The 25,973-nt window shown below is 51.0% G+C and carries 23 protein-coding genes, 3 tRNA genes and 3 other RNA genes; 1 reads left to right on the forward strand and 28 read right to left on the reverse strand.

Annotated elements, in window-relative coordinates:
- Positions 1–236: 236 nt before the first annotated feature.
- From J1784_RS23010 to sdhC, 25 genes are all read right to left on the reverse strand, one after another.
- A non-coding RNA gene (locus J1784_RS23010) (RtT sRNA) lies at positions 237–356 on the reverse strand.
- Positions 357–370: 14 nt separating this feature from the next.
- Positions 371–446: transfer RNA gene (locus J1784_RS23015), tRNA-Lys, on the reverse strand.
- A 65-nt stretch (positions 447–511) separates the two neighbouring features.
- Positions 512–631, reverse strand: a non-coding RNA gene (locus J1784_RS23020) — RtT sRNA.
- A 14-nt stretch (positions 632–645) separates the two neighbouring features.
- Positions 646–721, reverse strand: a tRNA-Lys gene (locus J1784_RS23025).
- A gap of 71 nt (positions 722–792) precedes the next feature.
- Positions 793–912, reverse strand: a non-coding RNA gene (locus J1784_RS23030) — RtT sRNA.
- Between the two features lie 14 nt (positions 913–926).
- Positions 927–1,002 (reverse strand) — tRNA-Lys (locus J1784_RS23035).
- 197 nt (positions 1,003–1,199) lie between these two features.
- Positions 1,200–1,991, reverse strand: coding sequence for a cell division protein CpoB (cpoB, locus tag J1784_RS23040; RefSeq protein WP_217151120.1), 792 nt, complete (start codon positions 1,989–1,991; stop codon positions 1,200–1,202).
- Positions 1,992–2,000: 9 nt separating this feature from the next.
- A complete protein-coding gene (gene pal / locus J1784_RS23045) occupies positions 2,001–2,510 on the reverse strand; it encodes a peptidoglycan-associated lipoprotein Pal (protein WP_095921214.1) in 510 nt (169 codons plus the stop codon).
- A gap of 47 nt (positions 2,511–2,557) precedes the next feature.
- A complete protein-coding gene (gene tolB, locus J1784_RS23050) occupies positions 2,558–3,850 on the reverse strand; it encodes a Tol-Pal system beta propeller repeat protein TolB (protein ID WP_120506241.1) in 1,293 nt (430 codons plus the stop codon).
- 130 nt (positions 3,851–3,980) lie between these two features.
- Positions 3,981–5,195 carry a cell envelope integrity protein TolA gene (tolA, locus tag J1784_RS23055; protein ID WP_217151121.1) on the reverse strand — a complete coding sequence of 405 codons (1,215 nt, stop codon included), beginning with the start codon at positions 5,193–5,195 and terminating at the stop codon, positions 3,981–3,983.
- Positions 5,196–5,308: 113 nt separating this feature from the next.
- A complete protein-coding gene (gene tolR / locus J1784_RS23060; RefSeq protein WP_013576429.1) occupies positions 5,309–5,740 on the reverse strand; it encodes a colicin uptake protein TolR in 432 nt (143 codons plus the stop codon).
- Positions 5,741–5,751: 11 nt separating this feature from the next.
- Positions 5,752–6,441 carry a Tol-Pal system protein TolQ gene (gene tolQ / locus J1784_RS23065; protein WP_056771666.1) on the reverse strand — a complete coding sequence of 230 codons (690 nt, stop codon included), beginning with the start codon at positions 6,439–6,441 and terminating at the stop codon, positions 5,752–5,754.
- On the reverse strand, positions 6,438–6,842 hold the full coding sequence (gene ybgC, locus J1784_RS23070) for a tol-pal system-associated acyl-CoA thioesterase (protein WP_217151122.1): 405 nt from the start codon (positions 6,840–6,842) through the stop codon (positions 6,438–6,440). Before ybgC ends, tolQ begins: the two co-directional genes overlap by 4 nt.
- A 149-nt stretch (positions 6,843–6,991) precedes the next feature.
- Positions 6,992–7,285 carry a cyd operon protein YbgE gene (gene ybgE, locus J1784_RS23075; RefSeq protein ID WP_217151123.1) on the reverse strand — a complete coding sequence of 98 codons (294 nt, stop codon included), beginning with the start codon at positions 7,283–7,285 and terminating at the stop codon, positions 6,992–6,994.
- Between the two features lie 2 nt (positions 7,286–7,287).
- The gene (cydX, locus tag J1784_RS23080) at positions 7,288–7,401 is read right to left on the reverse strand and encodes a cytochrome bd-I oxidase subunit CydX (RefSeq protein WP_013576433.1); all 114 of its coding nucleotides are present in this window, start codon (positions 7,399–7,401) and stop codon (positions 7,288–7,290) included.
- Between the two features lie 10 nt (positions 7,402–7,411).
- Positions 7,412–8,551, reverse strand: a complete 1,140-nt coding sequence (cydB, locus tag J1784_RS23085) for a cytochrome d ubiquinol oxidase subunit II (RefSeq protein ID WP_120506245.1) — start codon at positions 8,549–8,551, stop codon at positions 7,412–7,414.
- Between the two features lie 14 nt (positions 8,552–8,565).
- Positions 8,566–10,134 carry a cytochrome ubiquinol oxidase subunit I gene (gene cydA, locus J1784_RS23090; RefSeq protein WP_120160391.1) on the reverse strand — a complete coding sequence of 523 codons (1,569 nt, stop codon included), beginning with the start codon at positions 10,132–10,134 and terminating at the stop codon, positions 8,566–8,568.
- Positions 10,135–10,833: 699 nt separating this feature from the next.
- Positions 10,834–11,706, reverse strand: coding sequence for a succinate--CoA ligase subunit alpha (gene sucD / locus J1784_RS23095; protein ID WP_013576436.1), 873 nt, complete (start codon positions 11,704–11,706; stop codon positions 10,834–10,836).
- Entirely contained in the window at positions 11,706–12,872 is a 1,167-nt protein-coding gene (gene sucC, locus J1784_RS23100) for an ADP-forming succinate--CoA ligase subunit beta (protein ID WP_113876027.1), read from the reverse strand. The genes sucD and sucC overlap by 1 nt, the downstream gene beginning before the upstream one ends.
- 100 nt (positions 12,873–12,972) lie before the next feature.
- Positions 12,973–14,202, reverse strand: coding sequence for a 2-oxoglutarate dehydrogenase complex dihydrolipoyllysine-residue succinyltransferase (gene odhB, locus J1784_RS23105; protein WP_217151124.1), 1,230 nt, complete (start codon positions 14,200–14,202; stop codon positions 12,973–12,975).
- Between the two features lie 45 nt (positions 14,203–14,247).
- A complete protein-coding gene (sucA, locus tag J1784_RS23110; RefSeq protein ID WP_120506248.1) occupies positions 14,248–17,055 on the reverse strand; it encodes a 2-oxoglutarate dehydrogenase E1 component in 2,808 nt (935 codons plus the stop codon).
- Between the two features lie 405 nt (positions 17,056–17,460).
- Complete coding sequence (locus J1784_RS23115; protein ID WP_217151125.1) at positions 17,461–18,177, reverse strand: succinate dehydrogenase iron-sulfur subunit; 717 nt, start codon at positions 18,175–18,177, stop codon at positions 17,461–17,463.
- An 18-nt stretch (positions 18,178–18,195) separates the two neighbouring features.
- Positions 18,196–19,962, reverse strand: a complete 1,767-nt coding sequence (sdhA, locus tag J1784_RS23120; RefSeq protein WP_095921203.1) for a succinate dehydrogenase flavoprotein subunit — start codon at positions 19,960–19,962, stop codon at positions 18,196–18,198.
- A 3-nt stretch (positions 19,963–19,965) separates the two neighbouring features.
- Complete coding sequence (gene sdhD, locus J1784_RS23125) at positions 19,966–20,313, reverse strand: succinate dehydrogenase membrane anchor subunit (protein ID WP_095921202.1); 348 nt, start codon at positions 20,311–20,313, stop codon at positions 19,966–19,968.
- Positions 20,307–20,696, reverse strand: a complete 390-nt coding sequence (gene sdhC, locus J1784_RS23130; protein WP_101077384.1) for a succinate dehydrogenase cytochrome b556 subunit — start codon at positions 20,694–20,696, stop codon at positions 20,307–20,309. The genes sdhD and sdhC overlap by 7 nt, the downstream gene beginning before the upstream one ends.
- Before the next feature lie 885 nt (positions 20,697–21,581).
- On the opposite strand from sdhC, the gene J1784_RS23135 reads away from it, so the two are divergent.
- Complete coding sequence (locus J1784_RS23135; protein ID WP_217151126.1) at positions 21,582–22,865, forward strand: citrate synthase; 1,284 nt, start codon at positions 21,582–21,584, stop codon at positions 22,863–22,865.
- 75 nt (positions 22,866–22,940) lie between these two features.
- On the opposite strand, the gene J1784_RS23140 is transcribed toward J1784_RS23135, so the two are convergent.
- The 3 genes from J1784_RS23140 to pcp all read right to left on the reverse strand — a co-directional run bounded on the left by J1784_RS23140 (position 22,941) and on the right by pcp (position 25,963).
- Positions 22,941–24,374, reverse strand: a complete 1,434-nt coding sequence (locus tag J1784_RS23140) for a CBM96 family carbohydrate-binding protein (protein ID WP_217151127.1) — start codon at positions 24,372–24,374, stop codon at positions 22,941–22,943.
- Positions 24,375–24,518: 144 nt separating this feature from the next.
- A complete protein-coding gene (nei, locus tag J1784_RS23145) occupies positions 24,519–25,313 on the reverse strand; it encodes an endonuclease VIII (RefSeq protein WP_217151128.1) in 795 nt (264 codons plus the stop codon).
- A complete protein-coding gene (gene pcp / locus J1784_RS23150; RefSeq protein ID WP_217151129.1) occupies positions 25,313–25,963 on the reverse strand; it encodes a pyroglutamyl-peptidase I in 651 nt (216 codons plus the stop codon). The genes nei and pcp overlap by 1 nt, the downstream gene beginning before the upstream one ends.
- Positions 25,964–25,973: the final 10 nt, after the last annotated feature.

Below are 25,973 nucleotides of genomic sequence, written 5' to 3' on the forward strand. Positions count from 1 at the left end.
ATCCTGAAATCCGTTGGTTTTGTATGCTAAACAAAATACCGCAAAATGCAGGGAAAGTCGTCCAGATATTAGCCATAAGGCTTAAAATGTTTACTGCACTTAAAAGAGCGGGGAAGTGAGCAAATTGCAGGAGAAATAGATATCGCGATGGGAGGAAGTTTAGGGCGTCAGATGCGAAAAAAGCGCCAAAAGGCGCTTTTCTCTGAATTCTGCAATTTAGATGGCTTCACAAAAAGTGGTGGGCCGTGCTGGATTGACTCGGTTTCACCTCGCCCTGCGGGCAACGCTTGCGCGTTGTCGTCTCGCTTCGCTCGGCTCGAACCATTGGTTCTCATCCCGCACTGATTCACTACATTTTCCACTTTAAAAGTGGTGGGCCGTGCTGGATTCGAACCAGCGACCAATTGATTAAAAGTCAACTGCTCTACCAACTGAGCTAACGGCCCATCTAAATGCCTGGTACTACTTTATTTTTAGCTTTCAAAATCTTCAGAAGGTTCCACTTTAAAAGTGGTGGGCCGTGCTGGATTGACTCGGTTTCACCTCGCCCTGCGGGCAACGCTGGCGCGTTGTCGTCTCGCTTCGCTCGGCTCGAACCATTGGTTCTCATCCCGCACTGCTTCTCTACATTTTCCACTTTAAAAGTGGTGGGCCGTGCTGGATTCGAACCAGCGACCAATTGATTAAAAGTCAACTGCTCTACCAACTGAGCTAACGGCCCTTCCTGAATACTTCTGTCTGCCTGCGTGCCTTGCAGTTGGTGTGCAAGCCACATGCAATAATGTTTAGATTTGGTGGGCCGTGCTGGATTGACTCGGTTTCACCTCGCCCTGCGGGCAACGCTTGCGCGTTGTCGTCTCGCTTCGCTCGGCTCGAACCTGTGGTTCTCATCCTGCACTGCTTCACTACTGTTTCCACTTTAAAAGTGGTGGGCCGTGCTGGATTCGAACCAGCGACCAATTGATTAAAAGTCAACTGCTCTACCAACTGAGCTAACGGCCCCTCTAAACCTACTGCATATTGCCTAAATCTCTGACAGCGTTAGCCGTTTGGAGTTGTCTGGGCAACGGCGGCATATATTACTTATTTAACTTTTCAGTGCAACTTTAATTTTCAGAAAGAGTGCTAACTGATGGTGTTTCACACACTCAAGCCCAGAAAATGCACGATATGTACATTTTCCAGACCTGAATGAGGAACTACTTTGCAGATAAACGTTTTTGAGCTTGTTTTGCCGCATCGGTATTTGGGTACTGTTTTACAACCTGCGTGAAGACGGCTTTGGCTTTATCAGCCTGACCTTTCTCCTGCATGATCACCCCAACCTTGAACATCGCGTCAGAACTTTTTGGAGACTTAGGATAGTTTTTGACCACGACTGCAAAATAATACGCAGCGTCATCTTTTTTACCCTTGTTGTAATACAACTGTCCTAACCAGTAGTTAGCGTTAGGTTGATAAGTTGAATCAGGATATTTTTTTACGAAACTCTGAAAGGCAGCAATCGCCTCATCATACTGTTTCTTTTCCAGCGCCAGTGAAACCGCAGCATTGTAATCACTGTTCACGTCACCGGTGCTTGCAGGCGCTTGTGCAGCACCCGCGTCCGGCGTTGCGGCAGCAGAACCGGATGCGTCACCTGTGGCAGCTGCAGCGCCCGTACTGGCGGCTCCGGCATTGCCCTGGCTTAAGCTGTCCAGTTGATTAAAAATTTGCTTCTGGCGATCACCAAGCTGACTCAACTGATACTGGTTCTCCTGGATTTGACCACGAAGCGTATCCATATCACGTTGGGTATCAGAAAGTTGCTGCTGGAGTTGAGTTAATAGCTGGCTGTGAGCGTTAGAAATACGCTCCAGAGAGGTGACCCGATCTTCAATCGAGCCTGAGCCGACATCACTGATTGGCGCTTGGGCAGTAGCGGCCCATGGGACCGCTACGCCAACCAGTAACGACAGACTCAACAGGTGAGTTCTGAAGTTACTGCTCATACTATTCTCTTAGTATACCAGTACTGCACGACGGTTTTTAGCGTATGCCGCTTCGTCATGGCCCAGTACAGCTGGTTTTTCTTTACCGTAAGAAACGATAGAGATTTGGTCAGCAGAAACGCCTTTGCCTTGCAGGTACATTTTAACAGCAGTAGCACGACGTTCGCCCAGGGCGATGTTGTACTCTGGAGTACCACGTTCGTCAGCATGACCTTCTACAGTCACTTTGTAAGACGGGTTGCTACGCAGGAATGCTGCGTGCGCGTCTAACATCTGAGCGAATTCAGAAGACACATCGTATTTGTCCAGGCCAAAGTAAACGATGTTGTTTTTCTGCAGTTCTTGCATCTGCAGACGAGCTTGCTCTTCTGAAGACATGTTAGCGTTTTCAGTGCCTGCGCCAGAGTTCAGACCCATACCAGATTGGTCGTTGTCTGCGTTCTTGTGAGAACTACAAGCAGCTACTGCCAGTACAGGCAACGCCAGCATCAGCCCTTTCAGCACTTTATTCAGTTGCATCTATTCGATCCTTTTATAATTTTTTGCCATACATAGTTTTCTATGCATTACAGATACGGCGACCAGGCAGGGAATTTGACCTGTCCATCAGTTGCCGGAAGACGCGCTTTGAAGCGCCCATCAGTCGATACCAACTGCAATACGGAACCCAGACCCTGTGAAGAGCTGTAAATTACCATGGTGCCGTTAGGTGCGAGGCTAGGCGTTTCATCCAGGAACGTGTCCGTCAATGTTTGAACGGCTCCCGTTGCCAGATCTTGTTTAGCGATGTGCTGGTTACCGCTGGCGCTGCTCACCATCACCAGGAACTTACCATCTGCACTTACGTCAGAGTCCTGGTTCTGCGAGCCTTCCCAGGTCAGACGCTGAGGCGCACCGCCATTAATGCTTACTTTATAAACTTGCGGACGACCGCCCTGATCCGAAGTGAACGCCAGATTCTGGCTGTCCGGGAACCAGGTTGGTTCAGTGTTGTTGCTACGACCGTTTGTCACCTGGCTTATCTGACCGGAAGACAGGTTCATCACGTACAGGTTCAGGCTACCGTCTTTTGACAGAGCGAAGGCCAGTTTGCTGCCGTCCGGAGAGAACGCCGGCGCACCGTTGTGACGCGGGAATGAAGCAATCTGTTTGATCGCGCCATTGGCCAGGGTCTGAACAACCAGTGCTGAACGACCGCTTTCGAACGTTACATACGCCAGTTTGCTGCCATCAGGAGACCATGCCGGAGACATCAGTGGCTCTGGTGAACGGTGAACCACGAACTGGTTGTAACCGTCGTAATCCGCTACGCGCAGTTCATACGGGAATTTACCGCCGTTGGTCTGCACGATATACGCGATACGGGTACGGAACGCGCCTTTAACACCGGTCAGTTTTTCGAAAACTTCGTCACTGGCGGTATGGGCGGAATAACGTAACCACTGTTTGGTCACTTTGTACTGGTTTTGTGCCAGCACTGTGCCTGGTGCGCCAGAGGTATCTACCAGCTGGTAAGACACCACGTAGCTGCCATCGGCAGCAGGCTGAACCTGACCGATAACAACCGCATCAATGCCCAGCGCGGTCCATGCAGCAGGCGTTACTTCTGCGGCAGAGGTCGGCTGTTGTGGCATACGTGATGCATCAATAGGATTGAATTTGCCGCTGTTACGTAAGTCAGCGGCAACAATACCACCCACATCTTCAGGTGGTGTACCCGGGCCAGCCCATTTGAATGGCACAACGCCAATCGGGCGAGCTGTATCTACCCCTTGGGTAATTTCAATGCGAACTTCTGCATGAACTACAGATGCCCACATCATCAAAAGGCCGAACGCTACTCGAAATGCCTGCTTCATTGTATCTCCCTTATCTGGACGTATCTGCCCGCGATAATTTAGCAGAATTTTAACAAACCAACGCATACAAAACTAGAATTACACCCTGCAATCTATCGTAAAATTCTGAAAAGAAATTATTTTCGTCTTTCTACGGTTTAAAATCTATCGGAGCATTTTTAAAGACTTCATAGACTGCTTCAGAAGGCGGTTTCGGGAACTTCGCCTGTCGGGCTGCGGCAAGCGCTGCCTGACAAAGTGCTGGATCCCCACCTTCCGCCGACACGCTGATAAGCGAGCCATCCGGGTTCATTTTAACGCGCAACGAACAAGTTTTACCTGCATAGGATGACGCGTCATAGAATCTGCTCTCAATGGCGGCCTTAATCTGGCTACCATAGTTCGCAATATCGGCACCTGATGCACCTGCCTTTTTCTGAGTCCCCTTCCCTGCCGGAGCAGAAGCGCCACCACCTGTTGCCCCTTTCGGTGCATTTTTGGAGTCAGCCAGGCCATCAAATAAGTTATTTGCATCAGCCGCTTCTTTCGCAGCGGCGGCAGCGGCAGCTTTTTTATCGGCTGCGGCTTTCTTCGCTGCTGCGGCAGCTTCCGCTTTTTTCTCAGCGGCAGCGGCTTTGGCATCAGCTTCAGCCTGAGCTTTTGCATCTGCAGCGGCCTGTGCTTTCGCTTCGGCAGCAGCGGCTTTTTTCGCTTCGGCAGCGGCTTCTTTCTTCGCATCTGCTTCTGCCTGTTTCTTCGCAGCGGCTGCAGCGGCGGTCGCTTCAGCCTCTGCTTTTTTCTGAGCATCAGCAGCCGCTTTTTTCTGCGCGTCCGCTTGTGCTTTAGCCGCTTCTTTCGCCGCATCGGCTTTAGCCTGAACGGCAGCTTCTTTCGCTGCTTCCGCTTTGGCTTGCGCCGCAGCCGCTTCAGCCTGCTTCTGTTGTTCTTTTGCCTGCTCAGCGGCTTGTTGAGCCTGCTTTTGCTGCTGAGCCTGGTCCTGAGCCTGCTGCTTCGCATCTTCCTGCGCTTGCAGACGCTCTTTCTCGAGTTCTTTCAGGCGCTGTTGTTCTGCGGCCTGTTTCTGCTGAAGCTCTTCAGCCTGTTGCTCTGATTTTTTCTGACGCGCTGCGGCAGCACGTTGGGAATCAGCCTGTTGCTGCTGCTGACGGTTGTACTGATCAACCACGGCGCTTGGATCGACCATCACAGCAGAGATATCACTGCCGCCACCGCCACCACTCATGCTGGTATCTTCGTCCAGCGATCCCAAAATCAGCAGGCCTATAATGATGATATGCAGAACGACCGAAACAATAACGGCGCGTTTGAGCTTATCGTTTTGTTCAGTTGCAGTTGCCTTTACCAAAATAGATTTCCCAAGACAGGATTACTAAAAACCCGGTTTCCTGTATCGCCTGTCATTGTTTTAACAAGCCAGAGAATGCCGGGTTTCAAATAAGTGTTACAAATTACCTATCCTCAGATAGGTTGTGTCATCAATCCGACAGACTTCACGCCAGCCTGATGCAGCATATTCAGCGCCTTGATGATTTCATCATAAGGCACATCTTTCGCGCCGCCGATCAGGAACACCGTCTTCGGATTGGCCTGAATACGGCTGGTCGCTTCCGCGATAACCTGCTGTTCAGGCAATTGTTCCATACGCTGATGATCTACCACAATGGTGTACTGACCCACGCCGGAGACTTCGACAATCACTGGCGGGTTATCATCGCTGGATACCGTTTTGGAATCCGTCGCGTCTGGCAGATCGACTTCCACGCTCTGGGTAATGATGGGAGCTGTTGCCATAAAAATCAGTAACAGAACCAGCAATACGTCCAGCAGCGGAACGATGTTGATCTCCGACTTACCTTCGCGACGGTTACGACGACCTCGTGAACGAGCCATACTCTCCCCCTTTAGTTACTGCTGGTTTCGCGAGAGAAAGCCTGACGGTGCAGGATAGCCGTAAATTCTTCCATGAAGTTATCGTAGTTTTGCTCAAGCTTGTTCACACGCTGGTTCAGGCGGTTATACGCCATAACCGCAGGGATAGCTGCAAACAGACCAATCGCGGTAGCGATCAGTGCTTCTGCGATACCTGGCGCAACCATTTGCAGAGTGGCTTGTTTCACAGAACCTAAACCGATAAAGGCGTGCATGATCCCCCAGACCGTACCGAACAGGCCGATATACGGGCTGATGGAACCGACGGTGCCAAGGAAAGGAATGTGCATCTCAAGAGATTCGAGTTCACGGTTAAAGGAAATACGCATCGCACGTGAAGAGCCTTCAATCACAGACTCGGGCGCATGGCTGTTGGCACGATGAAGACGCGCAAACTCTTTAAAACCGGAATGGAAGATTTGCTCTGCCCCGCTCAGGGTTTCGCGACGGCCCTGGCTTTCCTGATACAAACGGGAAAGCTCAATACCGGACCAGAATTTATCTTCAAACGCTTCTGCCTCGCGGGTGGCTGCATTCAGCACTTTCGTGCGTTGAATGATGATCGCCCAGGACGCGACAGAGAAGCACACCAGGATAAGCATAATCAGCTTAACCAGGATGCTGGCCTTTAAAAATAAATCAAGCATGTTCATGTCAGTCACTGCTTAAACTCCGCGACAATAGACTTAGGAAGCGCACGTGGCTTCATTTCGTGTGGATCAATGCACGCAATTAACACTTCCGCAGAACTCAGAAGGTTTCCATGCGAATCAAGAATTCGTTGTGCAAAAGTAAGAGAAGCTCCGCGAATGGACGTAATCTCACTCTGGACATCCAGCAGGTCATCTAGGCGAGCTGGTGCAAAGTATTCGACCGTCATGCGGCGGACAGCAAAAGCGACATGTTCTCCCAGCAGCTGTTGCTGGTGAAAATTGCGTTGGCGCAACATCTCTGTGCGAGCCCTTTCAAAAAAGGCGACGTATCGGGCATGGTAGACCACACCTCCCGCGTCTGTGTCTTCGTAGTAGACACGAACCGGCCATCGGAACAACGAATTACTCACTCTACATCCCGTAATGCAATTTGACGGCACTACTATACTCAAGTGAGTTAGGGTTGGGAATGGGTTGCATTGCTGGAACGAAAATAATTATGGGCCGGAGCGGCCCATAGGAAGAATAGTGTAAATTTGTCTTTTATTTCAGCAAAGAATCAGCTGAAAAAGTAAAAAAGTCCTGCGGCCAGCGCAATCATGGCAAGTATCGGAGAGAAGAATGCCTTCCATATCGATTTATGCGGACGAAAGCCAAGGCCGTGGATCACTCCGGCACAGACTGCCCATATCAGGATGATCCCGTGCCAGACTTCCAACTGACTGGTTGACGAGGCAAACAGTCCCGGCTTCCAGAAGACGCAACCGGCAAGCACCAGTGACATCACAAGCGAAAGGGCCCGCAAGGGGCCCTTGTCTGTGATGGCGTAGAGTTTATCCACGATCACACTCATTATTACTTCTCTTCTTTAGCCGCTTTATTGGCTTCGCTGTGTTCAAATGCCAGCGCGGTAATGATACCGAATGAGCAAGCCAGTAAGGTGCCGAGGATCCAGGCAAAATACCACATGGTGTTCTCCTTAATACAACGAATGCTTGTTGTTCTCGATGTAGTGCTTATCGAGGCGACCGAACATCTTGTAATACGCCCATGAGGTGTAAATCAGGATGATTGGCACAAAGATACAGGCAACAACGGTCATCACTTTGAGCGTCAGCAATGTGGATGTCGCATCCCACATGGTCAGGCTGGCGTTCGGCTCAGTGATTGACGGCATCACGAACGGGAACATAGTGATCCCCGCAGTCAGGATCACACAGGCGATAGTCAGTGAGTTACTGATGAAAGCCAGCGCCGCTTTGTTCAGGCGAGAGAACAAAATGGTCAGCAGCGGCAGAATCACACCCAGTGCAGGAATTGCCCACAGACCGGGGGTCTTGTTGAAGTTGGCCAGCCATGCGCCTGCTTCATGAGACACCGTTTTACGCAGCGGGTTAGACGGGCCTGCGTGGTCCATCACAGACGTCACGGTAAAGCCATCAATCCCTTTCACTAACCAGATACCTGCCAGCAGGAAGCACACCATCATCACCAGCGCAGAAATCTGCGACGCGGTGCGGGTACGCAGGTGAAGTTCACCTACAGTACGCATTTGCAGATAGGTCGCACCTTGCGTGATAAGCATGGTCAGGCTGACCAGACCGGCCAGAATGCCGTACGGATTCAGCAGACCCAGCAGATTGCCGGTATAGAACAGACGCAGATCGTTATCGATATGGAACGGAACACCCAGCAGCAGGTTACCGAACGCCACACCGAACACCAGTGCAGGGACGAAGCTACCGATAAAGATGCCCCAGTCCCACATGCCACGCCAGCGAGGGCTCTCGAGTTTTGAACGATAGTCAAAACCCAGCGGACGGAAGAACAAGGCGCACAGCACCAGCACCATCGCGGCATAGAAGCCGGAGAATGCCGCCGCGTAGACCATCGGCCATGCAGCGAATAATGCGCCACCGGCGGTGATCAGCCAGACCTGGTTACCGTCCCAGTGCGGGGCGATGGCGTTGATCATCACGCGGCGATCAGTATCGGTTTTACCGATAATGCGCACCAAGATCCCTACGCCCATATCAAATCCATCGGTGACTGCGAAGCCGATAAACAGCACGCCAATCAGCACCCACCAGATGAACCGTAAAACTTCATAATCAAACATAAGTGGACTCCCTATTACCGAGCTTGCTCAAGTGGCGCTGAAGTTTGTTCATAATGATAACGGCCCGTTTTCAGGCTGCTTGGGCCCAGGCGCGCATATTTGAACATCAGGAACATTTCAGCGATCAGGAACAGGGTGTACAGGCCACAGATAAGGATCATCGAGGAGAGTACATCACCCACCGTCAGGGAGGAGTGTGCAACCGCAGTCGGCAACACCTCACCAATCGCCCAAGGCTGACGGCCATATTCGGCCACGAACCAGCCCGCTTCGACAGCAATCCACGGCAATGGAAGGCCGATGAATACCGCGCGGTGTAACCAACGTTTCTGACCAATCTTGCCGCGCAATACGGTGTAGAAGGACAGCGCAATCAGCACGAACATCAGGATGCCGCAGGCAACCATGATACGGAATGCGAAGTAAAGTGGCAGAACGCGCGGGATAGAATCTTTGGTTGCTTTCTGAATCTGAGCGTCGGTCGCACCCGCCGGGTTGTCGGTATAGCGTTTGAGCAACATACCGTAGCCCAGATCCTGCTTAGCATTTTCGAAATCGCTGCGTACTTTCGGGTCAGTGTTGCCCGAACGCAGTTCTTCCAGCAGGGTGTACGCTTTCATACCGTTACGGATACGCACTTCGTGTTGCGCCATCAGGTCTTTCAGACCGGTGACCGGCGTATCAACAGAACGCGTCGCAATCAGGCCGAGCAGGTATGGGATCTGAATAGAATATTCATTTTCCATTTTATCCTGATTAGGCATACCAAACAGCGTGAAGCTGGCGGGTGCAGGTTGGGTGTCCCACTCTGCTTCGATAGCCGCCAGTTTGGTTTTCTGCACGTCACCCATTTCGTAACCGGATTCATCACCCAGCACAATAACGGAAAGTACGGCAGCCAGACCAAAGCTTGCAGCAATCGCAAATGAGCGTTTCGCGAAACCGACGTCACGACCTTTAAGCAGGTAGTAAGAGCTGATAGCCAGAATGAACATCGCGCCAGTCACATAACCAGACGCTACGGTGTGAACGAATTTAACCTGTGCAACCGGGTTCAGGACCAGCTCAGAGAAGCTGACCATTTCCATTCGCATGGTTTCGTAGTTGAAGGTGGAAGCAATCGGGTTTTGCATCCAGCCGTTCGCCACCAGGATCCACAATGCAGACAAGTTTGAGCCAAGAGCCACAAACCAGGTCACTGTCATGTGCTGAACTTTAGAAAGACGATCCCAACCGAAGAAGAACAGGCCGACTAAAGTGGATTCCAGGAAGAACGCCATCAAACCTTCGATCGCCAGAGGCGCACCGAAGATATCACCGACGTAATGTGAGAAATATGACCAGTTAGTACCGAACTGGAATTCCATGGTTAAACCGGTTGCAACGCCCAGTGCAAAGTTAATTGCAAAAAGTTTGCCCCAGAATTTGGTCATATCTTTATAGATTTGTTTGCCGGAAAGCACATAAACCGTTTCCATAATTGCCAGTAAAAACGCCATACCCAGCGTTAATGGCACAAATAGGAAATGGTACATGGCTGTTAAAGCAAACTGTAAACGCGACAGTTCAACGATATCAAACATCTTGACCCCTTGCTCCTCGGAGGAAGACCCCAAATTGCGATCTTTGACGAACCGGTTGCCGGAACGCCTCATGACTACCAGTATTCAAATGTGTGTAGAACAGAAATGCCCGCGGCAGGCATTCTGGACCCGGAAAACGCAACGTCAGTAAGCCTGTAAGAGGCTGATGAACAGGCGAAATCGCGGGGAAAAGTAAACATACAAAAAGCTGATGTTACAGGACCAATATGTTACGCCAGTAATCCCACACATTAAATAGGTTTTTTAGTGACCCAAAGCGGATTTCCGTGTACAGGTCAATTTAAGAACAAAACAGTAAAATTCCCTGTAATTGATCTGCCGCAATTTAAGCCTATCTCCTTGTTTATTTCTATATTATCCACGTCAAATTCCGAAAAAATATTTCAGAATGTTAACCATTGGTTTCATTGAGCTTTAACGGTGGTCTTAATGTTAATTAATTGTATTTTTATAGTTGTCGTAAATATCTATTTTGCTACCTGTTGAAACCTAATTATTAACCTTTTATTTCCAATGAACGTATCGTGCTGTGTTAATAAATATAGCTCAATTCAGCGAATGTTAAATATTTTACTTAAAATAAAAAAGGCCACCCGAGGGCGGCCAACATGTCGAATCTTTTTCTTATAAAAATAGACACCATCGCATCGGAATTTTTTCCGGCGCGACCGGTGATACTTACTGTGGCAGAAGAGATTTCACGGCTTCGCCGATATCTGCCAGGCTGCGAACGGTTTTAACGCCAGCGGCTTCCAGTGCTGCAAATTTCTCGTCTGCGGTGCCTTTACCACCGGCAATGATGGCGCCAGCGTGGCCCATACGTTTGCCTTTAGGCGCAGTGACACCGGCGATGTAACCTACAACCGGTTTGGTCACGTGTGCTTTGATGTAAGCAGCCGCTTCTTCTTCCGCGTTACCACCGATTTCACCGATCATGACGATCACTTCAGTCTGTGGATCTTCCTGGAACAGTTTCAGGATATCGATGAAGTTAGAGCCCGGGATCGGGTCACCGCCGATACCGACGCAGGTAGACTGGCCGTAACCGTAATCAGTGGTCTGTTTAACGGCTTCATACGTCAGAGTACCGGAGCGGGAAACGATACCCACTTTGCCTGGCAGGTGGATATGGCCAGGCATGATGCCGATTTTGCATTCGCCAGGGGTGATAACGCCCGGGCAGTTTGGCCCGATCATCACTGCATCGCTTTGATCCAGTTTCACTTTAACAACCAGCATATCCAGCGTCGGGATACCTTCAGTGATACAGATGATCAGTTTGATGCCAGCATCCAGCGCTTCCAGAATGGAATCTTTACAGAACGGTGCCGGAACATAAATCACAGACGCGGTGGCGCCGGTGGTTTCTACCGCTTCACGCACGGTGTTGAACACTGGCAGACCCAGATGCTCGGTGCCGCCTTTGCCTGGCGTAACACCGCCCACCATTTTTGTGCCGTAAGCGATAGCTTGTTCGGAGTGGAAAGTACCCTGGCTACCGGTGAAACCCTGGCAGATAACTTTGGTGTTCTTGTTGATTAAAATCGACATTATTTCCCCTCCACTGCCGCGACAACTTGTTGAGCCGCATTCGTCAGGCTGGTCGCTGCAATGATGTTCAAACCGCTGTCTGCCAGTTTTTTGGCACCCAGCTCTGCATTGTTACCTTCAAGACGTACCACAACCGGTACGCTGACGCCCACTTCTTCCACCGCACCGATGATACCGTCGGCGATCAGGTCGCAACGAACGATACCGCCGAAGATGTTAACGAAGACGGCTTTCACTTTTTCATCAGACAGGATGATTTTGAAGGCTTCGGTCACGCGTTCTTTGGTTGCACCACCGCCAACATCCAGGAAGTTAGCCGGTTCGCCACCGTGCAGTTTCACGATGTCCATGGTACCCATTGCCAGACCGGCACCGTTCACCATGCAACCGATGTTGCCGTCGAGCGCAACGTAGTTCAGTTCCCACTGCGCTGCCTGAGATTCACGGGCATCTTCCTGGCTGTAATCGCGCATTTCGCGCAATTCTGGCTGACGGAACAAGGCGTTGCCGTCCGCACCCAGTTTGCCATCGAGGCAGATCAGGTCACCTGCAGTCGTCACAACCAGCGGGTTGATTTCGATGAGCGCCAGGTCGCGCTCTAAGAAGATGTTCGCCAGACCCATGAAGATCTTGGTGAACTGCTGAACCTGCTTACCGGTCAGACCCAGTTTGAAAGCCAGTTCGCGACCCTGATAAGGCTGCGGACCTGCCAGCGGATCCAATGCCACTTTATGGATCAGGTGTGGCGTTTCTTCTGCCACTTTCTCAATTTCCACGCCACCTTCAGTAGACGCCATGAACACCACACGACGGGAGCTGCGATCGACTACCGCACCGAGGTACAGTTCCTGATCGATATCCGTTGCCGCTTCAACCAGAATTTGGTTAACCGGCTGACCGCTGGCGTCTGTCTGGTAAGTGACCAGACGTTTACCCAGCCAGTGCTCAGCAAAAGCGCGAATTTCTTCTTTGCTTTTAACCACTTTCACGCCGCCCGCTTTACCGCGGCCACCGGCATGAACCTGACATTTCACCACCCACGGACCGGCACCGATTTTCGATGCCGCCTCTTCCGCTTCACGCGGGGTGGAACAGGCGAAGCCTGATGGTGCTGGCAGGCCGTAGCGCAGGAACAGCTGTTTCGCCTGATACTCGTGTAAATTCATGATGTTCTATCCATTCTTATTCGGTAAGTAGGAAGGCTTATCAGGGCACAGCGAACTGTGCCGCAGATTTTTCGATCTCTAATCTTTCGCTGTGCCGGGACTAAACGTCCAGCAACAGACGAGCCGGATCTTCCAGCATTTCTTTAATGGTCACCAGGAAGCCGACCGATTCACGGCCGTCCACCAGACGGTGATCGTAGGACAGTGCCAGATACATCATTGGCAAAATCACTACCTGACCATTAACCGCCATAGGACGATCTTTAATGGCATGCATGCCGAGGATCGCACTCTGTGGTGGGTTGATGATTGGCGTGGACATCAGGGAGCCGAAGACACCGCCGTTAGTCACGGTAAAGTTACCGCCGGTCAGTTCTTCCACTTTCAGTTTGCCGTCACGGCCTTTGATCGCCAGCTCTTTGATTTGCTTCTCGATATCAGCCATGCCCAGGGTATCTACGTCACGCAGAACCGGCGTTACCAGGCCACGCGGAGTCGATACAGCAATGCTGACGTCGAAGTAGTTGTGGTAAACCACATCTTCGCCATCAATAGATGCGTTCACTTCCGGATAGCGTTTCAGCGCTTCAACCACGGCTTTCAGATAGAAAGACATGAAGCCCAGACGCACACCGTGACGTTTTTCGAAACCATCACCGTACTGCTTACGCAGATCCATGATTGGCTTCATGTTGATTTCGTTGAAGGTGGTCAGCATCGCAGTGCTGTTCTTCGCTTCAAGCAGACGCTCAGCAACGCGCTTACGCAGACGGGTCATAGGAACATGTTTTTCGCTACGTGAACCCAGAGCCGGTGCGGCGCTGGTCGCTGTCGGAGCTGCGGCTGGCGCGGCTGCCGGTTTAGCGTCTTTGGCTTTCGCCAGATGCTGTTCGATATCTTCACGGGTCAGACGACCGCCAACACCGCTGCCTTTGATAGCGCTGGCATCCAGAGAATGTTCAGCAATCAGGCGGCGGATAGCCGGGCTGAGTGCGTCATTGTTCTCTTCTTCCAGTGCTGCCGTGTGGCGTGCCGCAGGAGTCGCTTCTTTTTCGGAGCTTTTCTCAGTGCTTGGCTTACCGGAGCTGTTGCCAGGACGGATACGCGCCAGGATCTGACGGGAAATCACAGTGGCGCCTTCGTCTTCGATAATACTGTCCAGAATGCCGGCTTCACTTGCCGGAACTTCCAGAACCACTTTATCGGTTTCAATTTCTACCAGTACATCGTCACGCTCAACACTGTCGCCCGGCTTTTTGTGCCAGGTGGCAACCGTCGCATCCGCAACGGATTCAGGAAGGTCAGGGACCAGAATATCTACGCTACTCATTATAAATCCTTCTTATGTTCCATAGTGTTAACTCACGCCAACGCGTTATTTAACGTTAAGCGCATCGTTAACCAGATCTTGCTGTTGCTTCTGGTGAACGGACATGTATCCGACTGCCGGAGAGGCAGAGGCCGGGCGTCCTGCGTAACGTAAAGAAGCCCCGAAAGGAATCACTTCACGGAAATTGTGCTGGCTGCAATACCACGCGCCCTGGTTCAGCGGCTCTTCCTGACACCAGACGAAATCATGAACGTGTGAGAATTTCTCAAGCACTTCCTGAATCGCTTTGTGCGGGAACGGGTACAGCTGCTCGATGCGGACAATCGCCACATCGGTTTGCTCGTTTTTGCGACGTTGTTCCAGCAGGTCGTAATAAACCTTACCGGAGCACATCACCACGCGCTTAACCTGTTTTGGATCCAGCTCGTCAACTTCACCAATCGCTGGCAGGAAGCTGCCGTCGGCCAGTTCTTCCAGCGTAGAAACTGCCAGAGGATGACGCAACAGTGACTTCGGTGACATCACGATCAGCGGACGGCGCATACCGCGCAGTGCCTGACGACGGATCATGTGGTAAACCTGCGCCGGGGTAGACGGGATACACACCTGCATATTTTGCTCAGCGCAAAGTTGCAGATAGCGTTCCAGACGCGCGGAGGAGTGCTCCGGCCCCTGCCCTTCGTAGCCGTGCGGCAACAGCATGACCAGACCACACATGCGGCCCCATTTCTGTTCGCCGGAACTGATGAACTGGTCGATAACCACCTGCGCACCGTTGGCGAAGTCACCGAACTGCGCTTCCCAGATAGTCAGGGTGCGAGGTTCAGCGGTGGCATAACCATATTCAAACGCCAGTACTGCTTCTTCGGAAAGCACGGAATCCCAGACGTTGAATTCACCCTGGCTGTTATGGATATTGGCCAGCGGCACGTATACGGAACCGTTTTTCTGATTGTGGATCACAGCATGACGATGGAAGAAGGTGCCACGACCGGTATCTTCACCGGACAGACGAATCGGAATACCTTCGTCCACCAGCGTAGCGTACGCCAGATTTTCTGCGCCGCCCCAGTCGAATTTCTTATTACCTTCGGCCATCTCGTTACGGTCGCCGTAAATCTTGGCAACGCGTGACTGCATTTCAATCGCATCCGGCACATGGCTGACGCGACGCGCCAGTTCCTGCAGACGTTTATGCTCAACCTTATTCGGGTATGGCTCGTCCCACTCATGATTGAGATACGGTGACCAGGTGAAAGTGTGCATGTCATTCTGACGCCACTCTTCCACTACGCACTCACCGGCATCCAGCGCATCACGGTACAGATTGACCATTTCCGTCGCATCTTCGAGACTGGCAACGTTCTGCTCAGTCAGGACGTCTGCGTAGATTTTGCGTGGCGTCGGGTGTTTCTTGATCTTGGTGTACATCAGCGGCTGGGTTGCGCTTGGTTCGTCGGCCTCGTTATGGCCGTGGCGACGGTAGCAAACCAGGTCGATCATGACGTCACGTTTAAAGGTGTTACGGAAATCCAGTGCCAGACGGGTCACGAAAGCGACCGCTTCCGGGTCATCGGCATTCACGTGGAAAATCGGCGCCTGCACCATTTTCGCGATATCGGTACAGTAATCGGTGGAGCGCGCATCTTTTGGATTCGAGGTGGTGAAGCCCACCTGGTTATTGATGACGATACGCACGGTACCGCCCACTTCATAACCGCGTGCCAGCGACATGTTCAGGGTTTCCTGAACCACACCCTGACCGGTAATTGCCGCGTCACCGTGAATGGTGATTGGCAGAACCATGTTGCTGCGCGCTTCGTCCAGACGGTCACGACGGGCACGAACAGAACCGATAACCACCGGGCTGACGATTTCCAGGTGCGACGGGTTGAACGCCAGCGCCAGGTGAACCATGCCGCCTTCGGTTTCCACATCAGACGAATAGCCCATGTGGTATTTCACGTCACCGGTACCCAGGTGTTCTTTATGCTTACCGGAGAATTCGTCGAACAGGTCCTGAGGTTTTTTACCCAGCACGTTGATCAGCACGTTCAGACGACCGCGGTGCGCCATACCCAGCACCACTTCGCGGGTTCCGTTTTTGCCGGCATGACGGATCATGTCTTTGAGCATAGGAACCAGCGCATCGCCGCCTTCGAGAGAGAAGCGTTTTGCGCCCGGGAATTTCGCACCCAGATAACGCTCCAGACCTTCAGCTGCGGTCAGTTCTTTCAGGAAGGTTTTTTTCTCATCATTGGTGAAATTCGCACGACCAGCCACGGATTCGATACGCTGTTGGATCCAGCGTTTCTCTTCTGTGTTGGTGATGTGCATATATTCCGCACCAATGGATCCGCAATAGGTTTGCTTCAGGGCTTTATACAGCTCGCCGAGCTGCATGGTTTCCTTGCCAATGGCAAAAGAACCGACGTTGAAGGTCTCCTGGAAATCAGCTTCAGTAAGATGATGGAACGCAGGATCCAGATCAGGTACGTCGTCCAGTTTCCACAGGCCGAGGGGATCAAGGTTCGCGTTCTGATGGCCACGGAAGCGGAAGGCGTTGATTAACTGCAGCACCTTGACTTGCTTGGCATCCGTTTCAGGATCGCTGATGGAGGAGTTATAACGTGACGCGTCTTTCGCCAGGCGGCGGAAGTAGTCCCGTGTTTGAGAATGGAGTTGCTCTGGTTTCACACCCACTGTTGGTAGCTGTTTAAAAATCGAACGCCAGCTATCGTCAACGGAACCAGGATCGGTTAAGTAGTCTTCATAGAGTTGTTCTATGTAAGACTGGTTCGCACCCGCCAGATAGGAGGAATCCAGCCAGGCCTTCATTGCGCCGTTCTGCATCGTGATCCCTTAAGCTTTGAAGCTTTAGTTTTCGCCGTGGTTAATAATATTGACCGTGATACACCGCGGTAAAACGGTTTGCCTTACTAAAACAGTTCGTTGGTTGAGCATTTGGCTCTTCAAGGAACCTTCAAAAATCATCCATCTGGCTGAGTGATTTTTGAAGTTGCCCTGCTTTTTCTTCCCTGCTTTCTCCTGCCCCTTTATCCCCCTGATTTTGACCCGGCTATCTTACTCCAGTCAGGCGCAACTTTGTTGCACTTGTTGCTACTTTGTTATTAAAAAATTACTTATTTGCTATCGTCGCCTCAGTTACTGCATTTGTAACTAAAGAAAGTGTAAAACCGGGGGTAACTAAATAACAGCGGGAACCTGAGTTCCCGCTGATTGCGTTACCTAAACCACTCAGGCACCACGCTGTAGAAGCATGGATTTGATGTGGCCGATCGCTTTGGTCGGGTTCAGCCCTTTCGGACATACACTCACACAGTTCATGATGCTGTGGCAGCGGAATACGCTGAAAGCATCATTCAGATCGTCAAGGCGCGATTGTGTTTCGGTATCGCGGCTGTCGATCAGGAAACGGTAAGCGGCCAGGAGGCCTGCCGGACCCACAAATTTGTCCGGATTCCACCAGAACGAAGGACAGGACGTCGAGCAGCAGGCGCAAAGAATACATTCGTACAATCCGTCCAGCTTTTCACGATCATCCGGCATCTGTAAATGTTCACGTGCCGGAGGATTTTTCCCATCATTCAACAGGTAAGGCTTAATCTTCTCATACTGCTTATAGAATTGTCCCATGTCCACAACAAGGTCACGCACAACCGGCAAACCTGGCAACGGACGGATAACAATTTTCTTGCTGCCGTTACGCAGCGTCGATACCGGCGTGATACACGCCAGACCGTTTTTACCGTTCATGTTCACGCCATCAGACCCGCAAACACCTTCACGGCATGAGCGGCGGAAAGCCAGCGTCGGATCCTGTTCTTTCAGCAAAATCAGCGCGTCGAGCAACATCATGTCGCGCCCGTCTTTGGCTTCCAGCACGTAATCTTTCATGTACGGAACGTCATCGACGTCCGGGTTATAGCGATAAATCGAAAATTCGAGTTTCATGATTTTCTCCGCTCCGCCCTAGTAAGTACGCGCTTTCGGCGGGAACGCCGCGCGAAGCTTAGGCTGCATGTTCACCTCACGGCGGGTCATGCTTTCCGTTTCCGGCTGATACAGCGTATGGCACAACCAGTTCGCATCATCACGCTCAGGGAAGTCGAAGCGGCTGTGTGCGCCACGGCTTTCTGTACGATAGTTTGCGGAGACGGCAGTAGAGAACGCGGTTTCCATCAGGTTATCCAGCTCCAGACACTCGACGCGCTGGGTATTGAATTCTGAGGAAGTATCATCCAGACGCGCTGATTTCAGACGCTCGCGGATCACTTTCAGTTCTTCCAGACCTTTCGCCATCGCATCACCTTCGCGGAATACCGAGAAGTTATTCTGCATGCACGATTGCAGGTCTTTACGGATAGCCACCGGATCTTCACCTGAACGGGTGTTGTTCCAGCGGTTCAGACGTTCCAGAGACACATCGATATCATCCTGAGACGCATCGCGGCTTTCGCCCTGCTCGGTAATGGATTCCTGCAGATGCATACCCGCTGCGCGACCAAACACCACCAGATCCAGCAGTGAGTTACCGCCCAGACGGTTAGCGCCGTGAACCGATACGCAGGCGATTTCGCCGACCGCGAACAGCCCCGGAATCACTTCATCCTGACCCTGTGCGTTTACACGCAGCGCCTGACCGGTCACTTTGGTCGGTATACCGCCCATCATGTAGTGGCAGGTTGGGATAACTGGGATGGGCTCTTTCACCGGATCGACGTGTGCGAAGGTACGCGACAGTTCAAGGATGCCCGGCAGGCGGGATTCCAGAACGTCTTTACCCAGATGATCAAGTTTCAGTTTAGCGTGCGGGCCCCACGGACCTTCGCAGCCACGGCCTTCACGGATTTCGATCATGATGGAACGCGCCACCACGTCACGACCCGCCAGGTCTTTCGCATTCGGCGCATAACGTTCCATGAAACGTTCGCCGTCTTTATTAAGCAGATAACCGCCTTCACCACGGCAGCCTTCTGTTACCAGAACCCCTGCACCGGCGATACCGGTCGGGTGGAACTGCCACATTTCCATATCCTGCACCGGCACGCCAGCACGCAGCGCCATGCCGACACCGTCACCGGTATTAATGTGGGCGTTGGTGGTGGACTGATAAATACGGCCCGCACCGCCGGTGGCCAGCACGGTCGCTTTGGCTTTGAAGTACACGACTTCACCGGTTTCGATACAGATAGCCGTACAACCGACGATTGCGCCGTCCTGGTTTTTCACTAAATCCAGTGAATACCATTCGGAGAAAATCGTGGTGCCGTTTTTCAGGTTTTGCTGATACAGCGTGTGCAGCAAGGCGTGACCGGTACGGTCAGCCGCAGCCGCAGTACGTGCCGCCTGCTCGCCACCGAAGTTCTTCGACTGGCCGCCAAACGGACGCTGATAAATACGGCCGTCTTCAAGACGGGAGAAAGGCAGCCCCATGTGCTCCAGTTCCAGAATCGCTTCCGGGCCGGTTTTACACATATATTCAATGGCGTCCTGGTCACCGATATAGTCGGAACCTTTTACGGTGTCGTACATGTGCCATTCCCAGTCATCCTCATGGGTGTTACCCAGCGCGACGGTGATACCGCCCTGCGCTGACACCGTATGGGAGCGGGTCGGGAAGACTTTAGAAATCAGGGCGCAAGACAGCCCCATTTGTGAAATTTGTAACGCCGCACGCATACCGGCGCCACCTGCGCCGATAACGACAGCATCAAACTCTCTGACTGGCAGATTCATTTACTACGCTCCCCAAACAACAATTGTTCCGTAAAGTAGGTAAACCACCAGCGTCACGACAATGGCCAGTTGCAGCACAAGCCGGACAGCTACCGGTTTCACATAGTCCGTTAACACCTGCCACATGCCGATCCACGCATGGATCAGAATCGACAGCAGCGCCAGCAGTGTGAATACTTTGGTGATGGAGGAAGAGAAGAAGCCATGCCAGACATCAAATGTCAGTTCCTGAGCCAGAACCACGAAGCCCAGAATATAGAGGATGTACAGGGTGAGGATAATTGCGGAAGCACGCAGTAACAGCCAGTCGTGCACACCATTACGCCCTAACGCAGAAACGTTGCTTACCATACGAGGACTCCAGCCAGAATTGACAGCACGACGGTAAGACCGATTGCCACTTGGGCAGAACGGGTACCGGCAGCTAAACTCTCTTCGATATAGCCAAAATCCATCAGCAAATGGCGGATGCCACCGCAAACGTGATAGGCCAGCGCAGTGAGTATTCCCCAAAAGATGAATTTGACGAAGAAGCTATTCATGATGGCGGCAGCTTGTGCAAACCCTTCAGGAGAAGAGAGAGACAGGCCTAAAAGCCAGAGGAGGATACCGACGGCGACGAAGGTAATTACGCCAGAGACTCGGTGTAAGATGGACGCTATCGCAGTAACAGGAAACCGGATCGTTTGCAGATCCAGATTGACAGGTCTTTGTTTTTTCACGGTTTTGCCCACACAGCTCTTATTATTTTACTTCCTCCGGACCGGAGCAGTATGTCAGACAGCACTCTTTCCTTTGTTCTTGTCGCTGTGGGTGCGTTGGCTGCGCGCGCTGACCCTAATCACTGACCAATGTCAGCTGATAGGGATTCGGTTGCTTGCCGCCTTCCCACAACACCAATAACTCTGGAAAGCTGAGCTAAAAGCCCGACATTTCCCGCGCTCAAACAACGACATCCGATGTGCTTAAACGGCGCAGAAATGTATTTTCCTTTAAGTCCATTTTCATAAAATCTAAGACAAAAAAGAGAGTGCTGGGTGCTCCTACTTCGGATTGCCCGGAGACCTTGTAGGAGTATAGGTTGATCACATTCCTATTACAATTGCCCTACAAATGCTTTATTCACATTTCTCCGAAACAGTGAGTTAGCTCTCACTTTTCATAAAAGACACAAAATAAATTATCTGGTTTGACAATTGATCAACATTTCCATTACAAATGAGTTATTCCTATAGGACTGTGATACTGAGCACATACCGTCTTTCGCCTGACGCACCAAAATGGTGAAAGTTTCTGAAGAATCAGTGGATCACACAATCGCAAATACGGGTCTTCCCTGATGGCTCAAGTTATGCAAAAGTGGTGATTGTGTAAATCCTCATTCTTCTCACTGGTACTGAGCGACAGAACAGACATGATTTACCGAATCTTTAACAACGATGAAACGCCGCTTGTTTGTCACAGAGCAGTCTGAGACTGCAATTCGACTCAGCTCTACGTTCCCTATTTTATTCGTTCGAAGAGCTAAGGCTGACAATAATAATGACCTTACAAGGCGTCGCTTCCAGGCATTTCTGTTGTTAGGGATTTTTAAAAATAAGGCGCTAAGGAGACTGTAAATGGCTGATAAGAAAGCGACACTTACCCTACAAGGTCACGACCCGATCGAACTAAACGTGCTATCCGGCACGCTGGGCCAGGATGAAATTGATATCCGCCCGTTAGGCGCAAAAGGTTTTTTCACCTATGACCCCGGTTTTACGTCTACCGCATCTTGCGAATCTAAAATCACCTTTATCGATGGTGACGAAGGAATCCTGTTACATCGCGGCTACCCGATTGATCAACTGGCGCAAGAATCTACTTTCCTGGAAGTGAGCTATCTGCTGCTCAACGGCGAAACCCCGACGCCGGAACAGTACGAAGAGTTCAAAACCAATGTGACCCGTCACACGATGGTTCACGAGCAAATCACCCGCCTGTTCCACGGTTTCCGTCGTGACTCTCACCCGATGGCTGTGCTGTGTGGTGTGACCGGCGCGCTGGCGGCGTTTTATCACGACTCGATTGACGTCGAAAATGAACGTCACCGTGAAATCGCGGCTTACCGCCTTCTGTCTAAAATGCCGACCGTGGCGGCCATGTGTTACAAATATTCTATCGGCCAGCCGTTTGTTTATCCGCGCAACGACCTGTCATATGCCGGTAACTTCCTGCACATGATGTTCTCCACGCCGTGCGAAGAATACAAAGTGAACCCGATTCTGGAACGCGCGATGGATCGTATTCTGATCCTGCACGCTGACCACGAACAAAACGCCTCGACGTCTACCGTACGTACCGCCGGTTCTTCTGGCGCTAACCCGTTCGCCTGTATCGCTGCGGGCATCGCGTCCCTGTGGGGACCGGCTCACGGCGGCGCCAACGAAGCTGCACTGAAAATGCTTGAAGAGATCAGCAGCGTGGATCACATTCCGGAATTCGTTAAGCGTGCGAAAGACAAAAACGATTCATTCCGTCTGATGGGCTTCGGTCACCGTGTTTACAAAAACTATGACCCGCGCGCTACCGTGATGCGTGAAACCTGCCATGAAGTGCTGAAAGAGTTGGATCTGAAAGACAACCTGCTGGAAGTGGCGATGGAACTTGAGCACATTGCACTCAACGACCCGTACTTCATCGAGAAGAAACTGTACCCGAACGTCGATTTCTACTCCGGCATCATCCTGAAAGCGATGGGTATTCCGTCTTCCATGTTTACCGTAATCTTCGCGATGGCGCGTACAGTTGGCTGGATTGCTCACTGGAGCGAAATGCATCAGGAAGGCATCAAAATTGCCCGTCCTCGCCAGCTCTATACCGGCTACGACAAACGCGATTTCCACTCTCAGCTGAAAAAGTAATTTCGTCTAGTTCTCAGCAGTAAAAAAACGCCAACTTTTACGTTGGCGTTTTTTACTTTATGATGAAGGAAAAATTTATTCACTCTGAATTCCGACAACCGTCAACTGAGAGGAATAATGGGTGTTTCTCGAACCGAAGGTATAAGTATCCCCTTTCTTATTGGTATCCCCACTAATACAAAATGATATTTGTTGCTGCCCTTGCTGCTGAGCTTTTTTCACCATAGCGGTGACATCAAAATCACGGTATTGTTTTTCCTCATCCAGATATAATCTTGAATAGGTTTTATAATCACAGATCGGGCGAGTATTCCAGGTCAAACTATTTTCATCCCAGTCATTCGTCGTAGGGTAAATATAAATTGTTTGGGCACCGCTAAGCGTTGTTCTCGCTCCATACAGATGAACATTGTATTTGAATAAAGCCATTTGCTCTGACGGATAATTTTCAGGCACAGGAGGTATACTATATTTCACCAAAATAATCTTTTGAGGATTAGCACTTTCACTGGCGTTAGATGCATCACCCTGAACAATTAATTCATCAGAAGTACCAAAATTTTTATCACTGTCCTCTTTATTGCTCACATATGTATCGGCAACTGGGTCAACATAATGATATGGCATATAACTGGTACAGTCATAATTATTATTCATGCAGCGTTCGGTCATGAATTTAGCCGCGTCCGGTGCCCAACCATTAATAAAATCACCATGCGCCGTATAAATTGTGCCCCATTGTTCTATACGTTGATCCCCATTCATGACAGGATCCAATGATAACTGGACTGTTCTCAGATCTAGCGAAGTCAGCCCTGGAAATAAATATGCCACATTCAGATTAACCTTAGGAATATGCTTCGGATAGTCGGAAGGACAAACACCGTTTTTATCGGCATATACCGCATTGGGTTTATGCGTAGCCCCTGCCGGCTTAGCCGCAATATTTATTCCATCCCAGCACGTTGGAAACTCAATAGCGATATTCAATTGTATCGGTTCACTGGATGACGGAGGTAAACAAACACGGTCTGCACTATGGCTATAACCTTTGTCGTCATTACACAAAAAATTCACCTGTGAATTAGGAGCGGTTCCTTTGTGATCACCTGCCAGAAGTTGTAATCCCTCAGGAAAAGGTGTGAGTGGATTTTCGATACTGTTGACTGTCTGATAATATGTTTTCTGATAGGCAGGTCTGACTTCTGTACCGTCCGGCAATCTCAGCGAAGGTGTCCAATAAGCAGATGAATCGGCCAGATCCGTACAGGTGGTGGCGGGGGTTTTCCGTAATGTCGTATAAGTCGAAGAAGCATCAGTAGCGATATTTCCGAAAAAGTCATGCCACATCGCATGCCCCGGCATATCGAACATTAAAATTGCATCATCACCTAATGTATGGGAATAAGCGCATTTCACGCTGGTCTGATAATTATCAGCATTGCTGAAGAAGGGAATAAGACTCACACTGCAAAGAGAAATAAATAATGCTCTGGTACGTTTACGCATAAAATACCCTCTGTGTCGTTAAACTGCGAACTGGCAATAAGAGAAAAATATTGCTTTGTTCACAGTATAATTTTGCGGCGGGCATTAAAAATCATACTGGCTCATTCATCGTCAGCACAAATCTAATATATGTAAATGATATGATTATATCTGACACACCGGACACCAGAAAAACGGGCGTGATGACACGCTGGTTTTGACGATCGGATCACCACAGCGCTCACAGGGTTGCCCTGTCCGGCCAAACACCTTAAAACGAAACAGCGCGCCATGATGCACATTTTCATCCATGGTTCCACGCGTCGCGTAAGACAGCCGCGCGACAGACAAACAGGCATCCGCCAGCGCATCCAGTTCCGTATCGTTGAGATCTTTGGGTTTATGATCCGGCAACAGTTTTGCCAGCCAGAGAATTTCCGCGCGCAGATAGTTTCCCAGTCCCGCCAGAAATGCCTGATCCAGCAACATTCCGCCCAGCTGGCGGTTGCAGAATTTCGGCGAAAGTAACCGCTCACGTACCTGCGCGACCGTCAGCCGCTCATCCAGAACGTCTGGCCCGATGCGTTGCAGGAACGGATGATTTTCAATTTCCGCCGTATCGTAAATACTGATTTCTGAAGCGCTGTACAGCAGGATGGCGGCTTCGGTGGTTTCCAGTTTTACCCGCAGGGATCGCTTGGTTTCCTTCGCCACCTCACCGGCGTTAACCACCCGCCAGACACCGTATAGCTGGTTGTGGCTGTAGAGCGTCAGCCCGTTGGAAAAGTGCGTCAGCAGCGCTTTGCCGCGCGTTTCAATCGACGTGATTTTTGTACTGCGCAATGCGGACTGATAAGGCTTGAGAGAACCAAACGCAAACCAGACATCCGTGAGCGGCTTATTAACAACCGCCGCCGCCAGCAAATCGGCGGCGCGGCGGATTTCAGGACCTTCAGGCATCAGTGAGTCGCACCCTCGGCAATTTTCAAATCCTGTTCTGTGTGCAGCGCAATCGCGATAGTCAACTCAAGGGCGTTCAGGACAGTGTGTACTGACATACTTGGCGCACCGGGATGTTTAGCCGCCTGCTCAGGCAGATAAGGAATATGGATAAAACCGCCCTTCACCACTTTGCATGATGGTTGCGCCAGCCGGTGCATGAGCCCGTACATCACATGATTACAGACATAAGTTCCGGCAGTTTGCGACACGCACGCCGGAATGCCGGATTCGCGTAATCCGCTGACAATCGTTTTGATCGGCAGTGAGGAAAAATAGGCTGCTGGTCCGCCTTCAACAATGGTTTCATCCACCGGCTGATGCCCCTGGTTATCAGGAATACGCGCATCATCGACGTTGATCGCCACACGTTCGAGGCTAAAATCTACGCGCCCGCCCGCCTGTCCGACGCAAATTACCATTTCGGGCAGGATCTCATCTATTGCCGCATTCAGCGCATCAATGGCTTTGCCAAATACGCACGGCAGCTGTCGCACCACAATCTGCGCGCCGGATAATTCCAGGTCGCCCAGCTGTTTCACCACTTCCCATGACGGATTCACGCGCTCGCCGCCAAAAGGTTCAAAACCGGTTACCAGAACTTTACGCATCGATATTCCC

Source organism: Rahnella ecdela (assembly GCF_019049625.1).
Taxonomy (GTDB): Bacteria; Pseudomonadota; Gammaproteobacteria; order Enterobacterales; family Enterobacteriaceae; genus Rahnella; species Rahnella ecdela.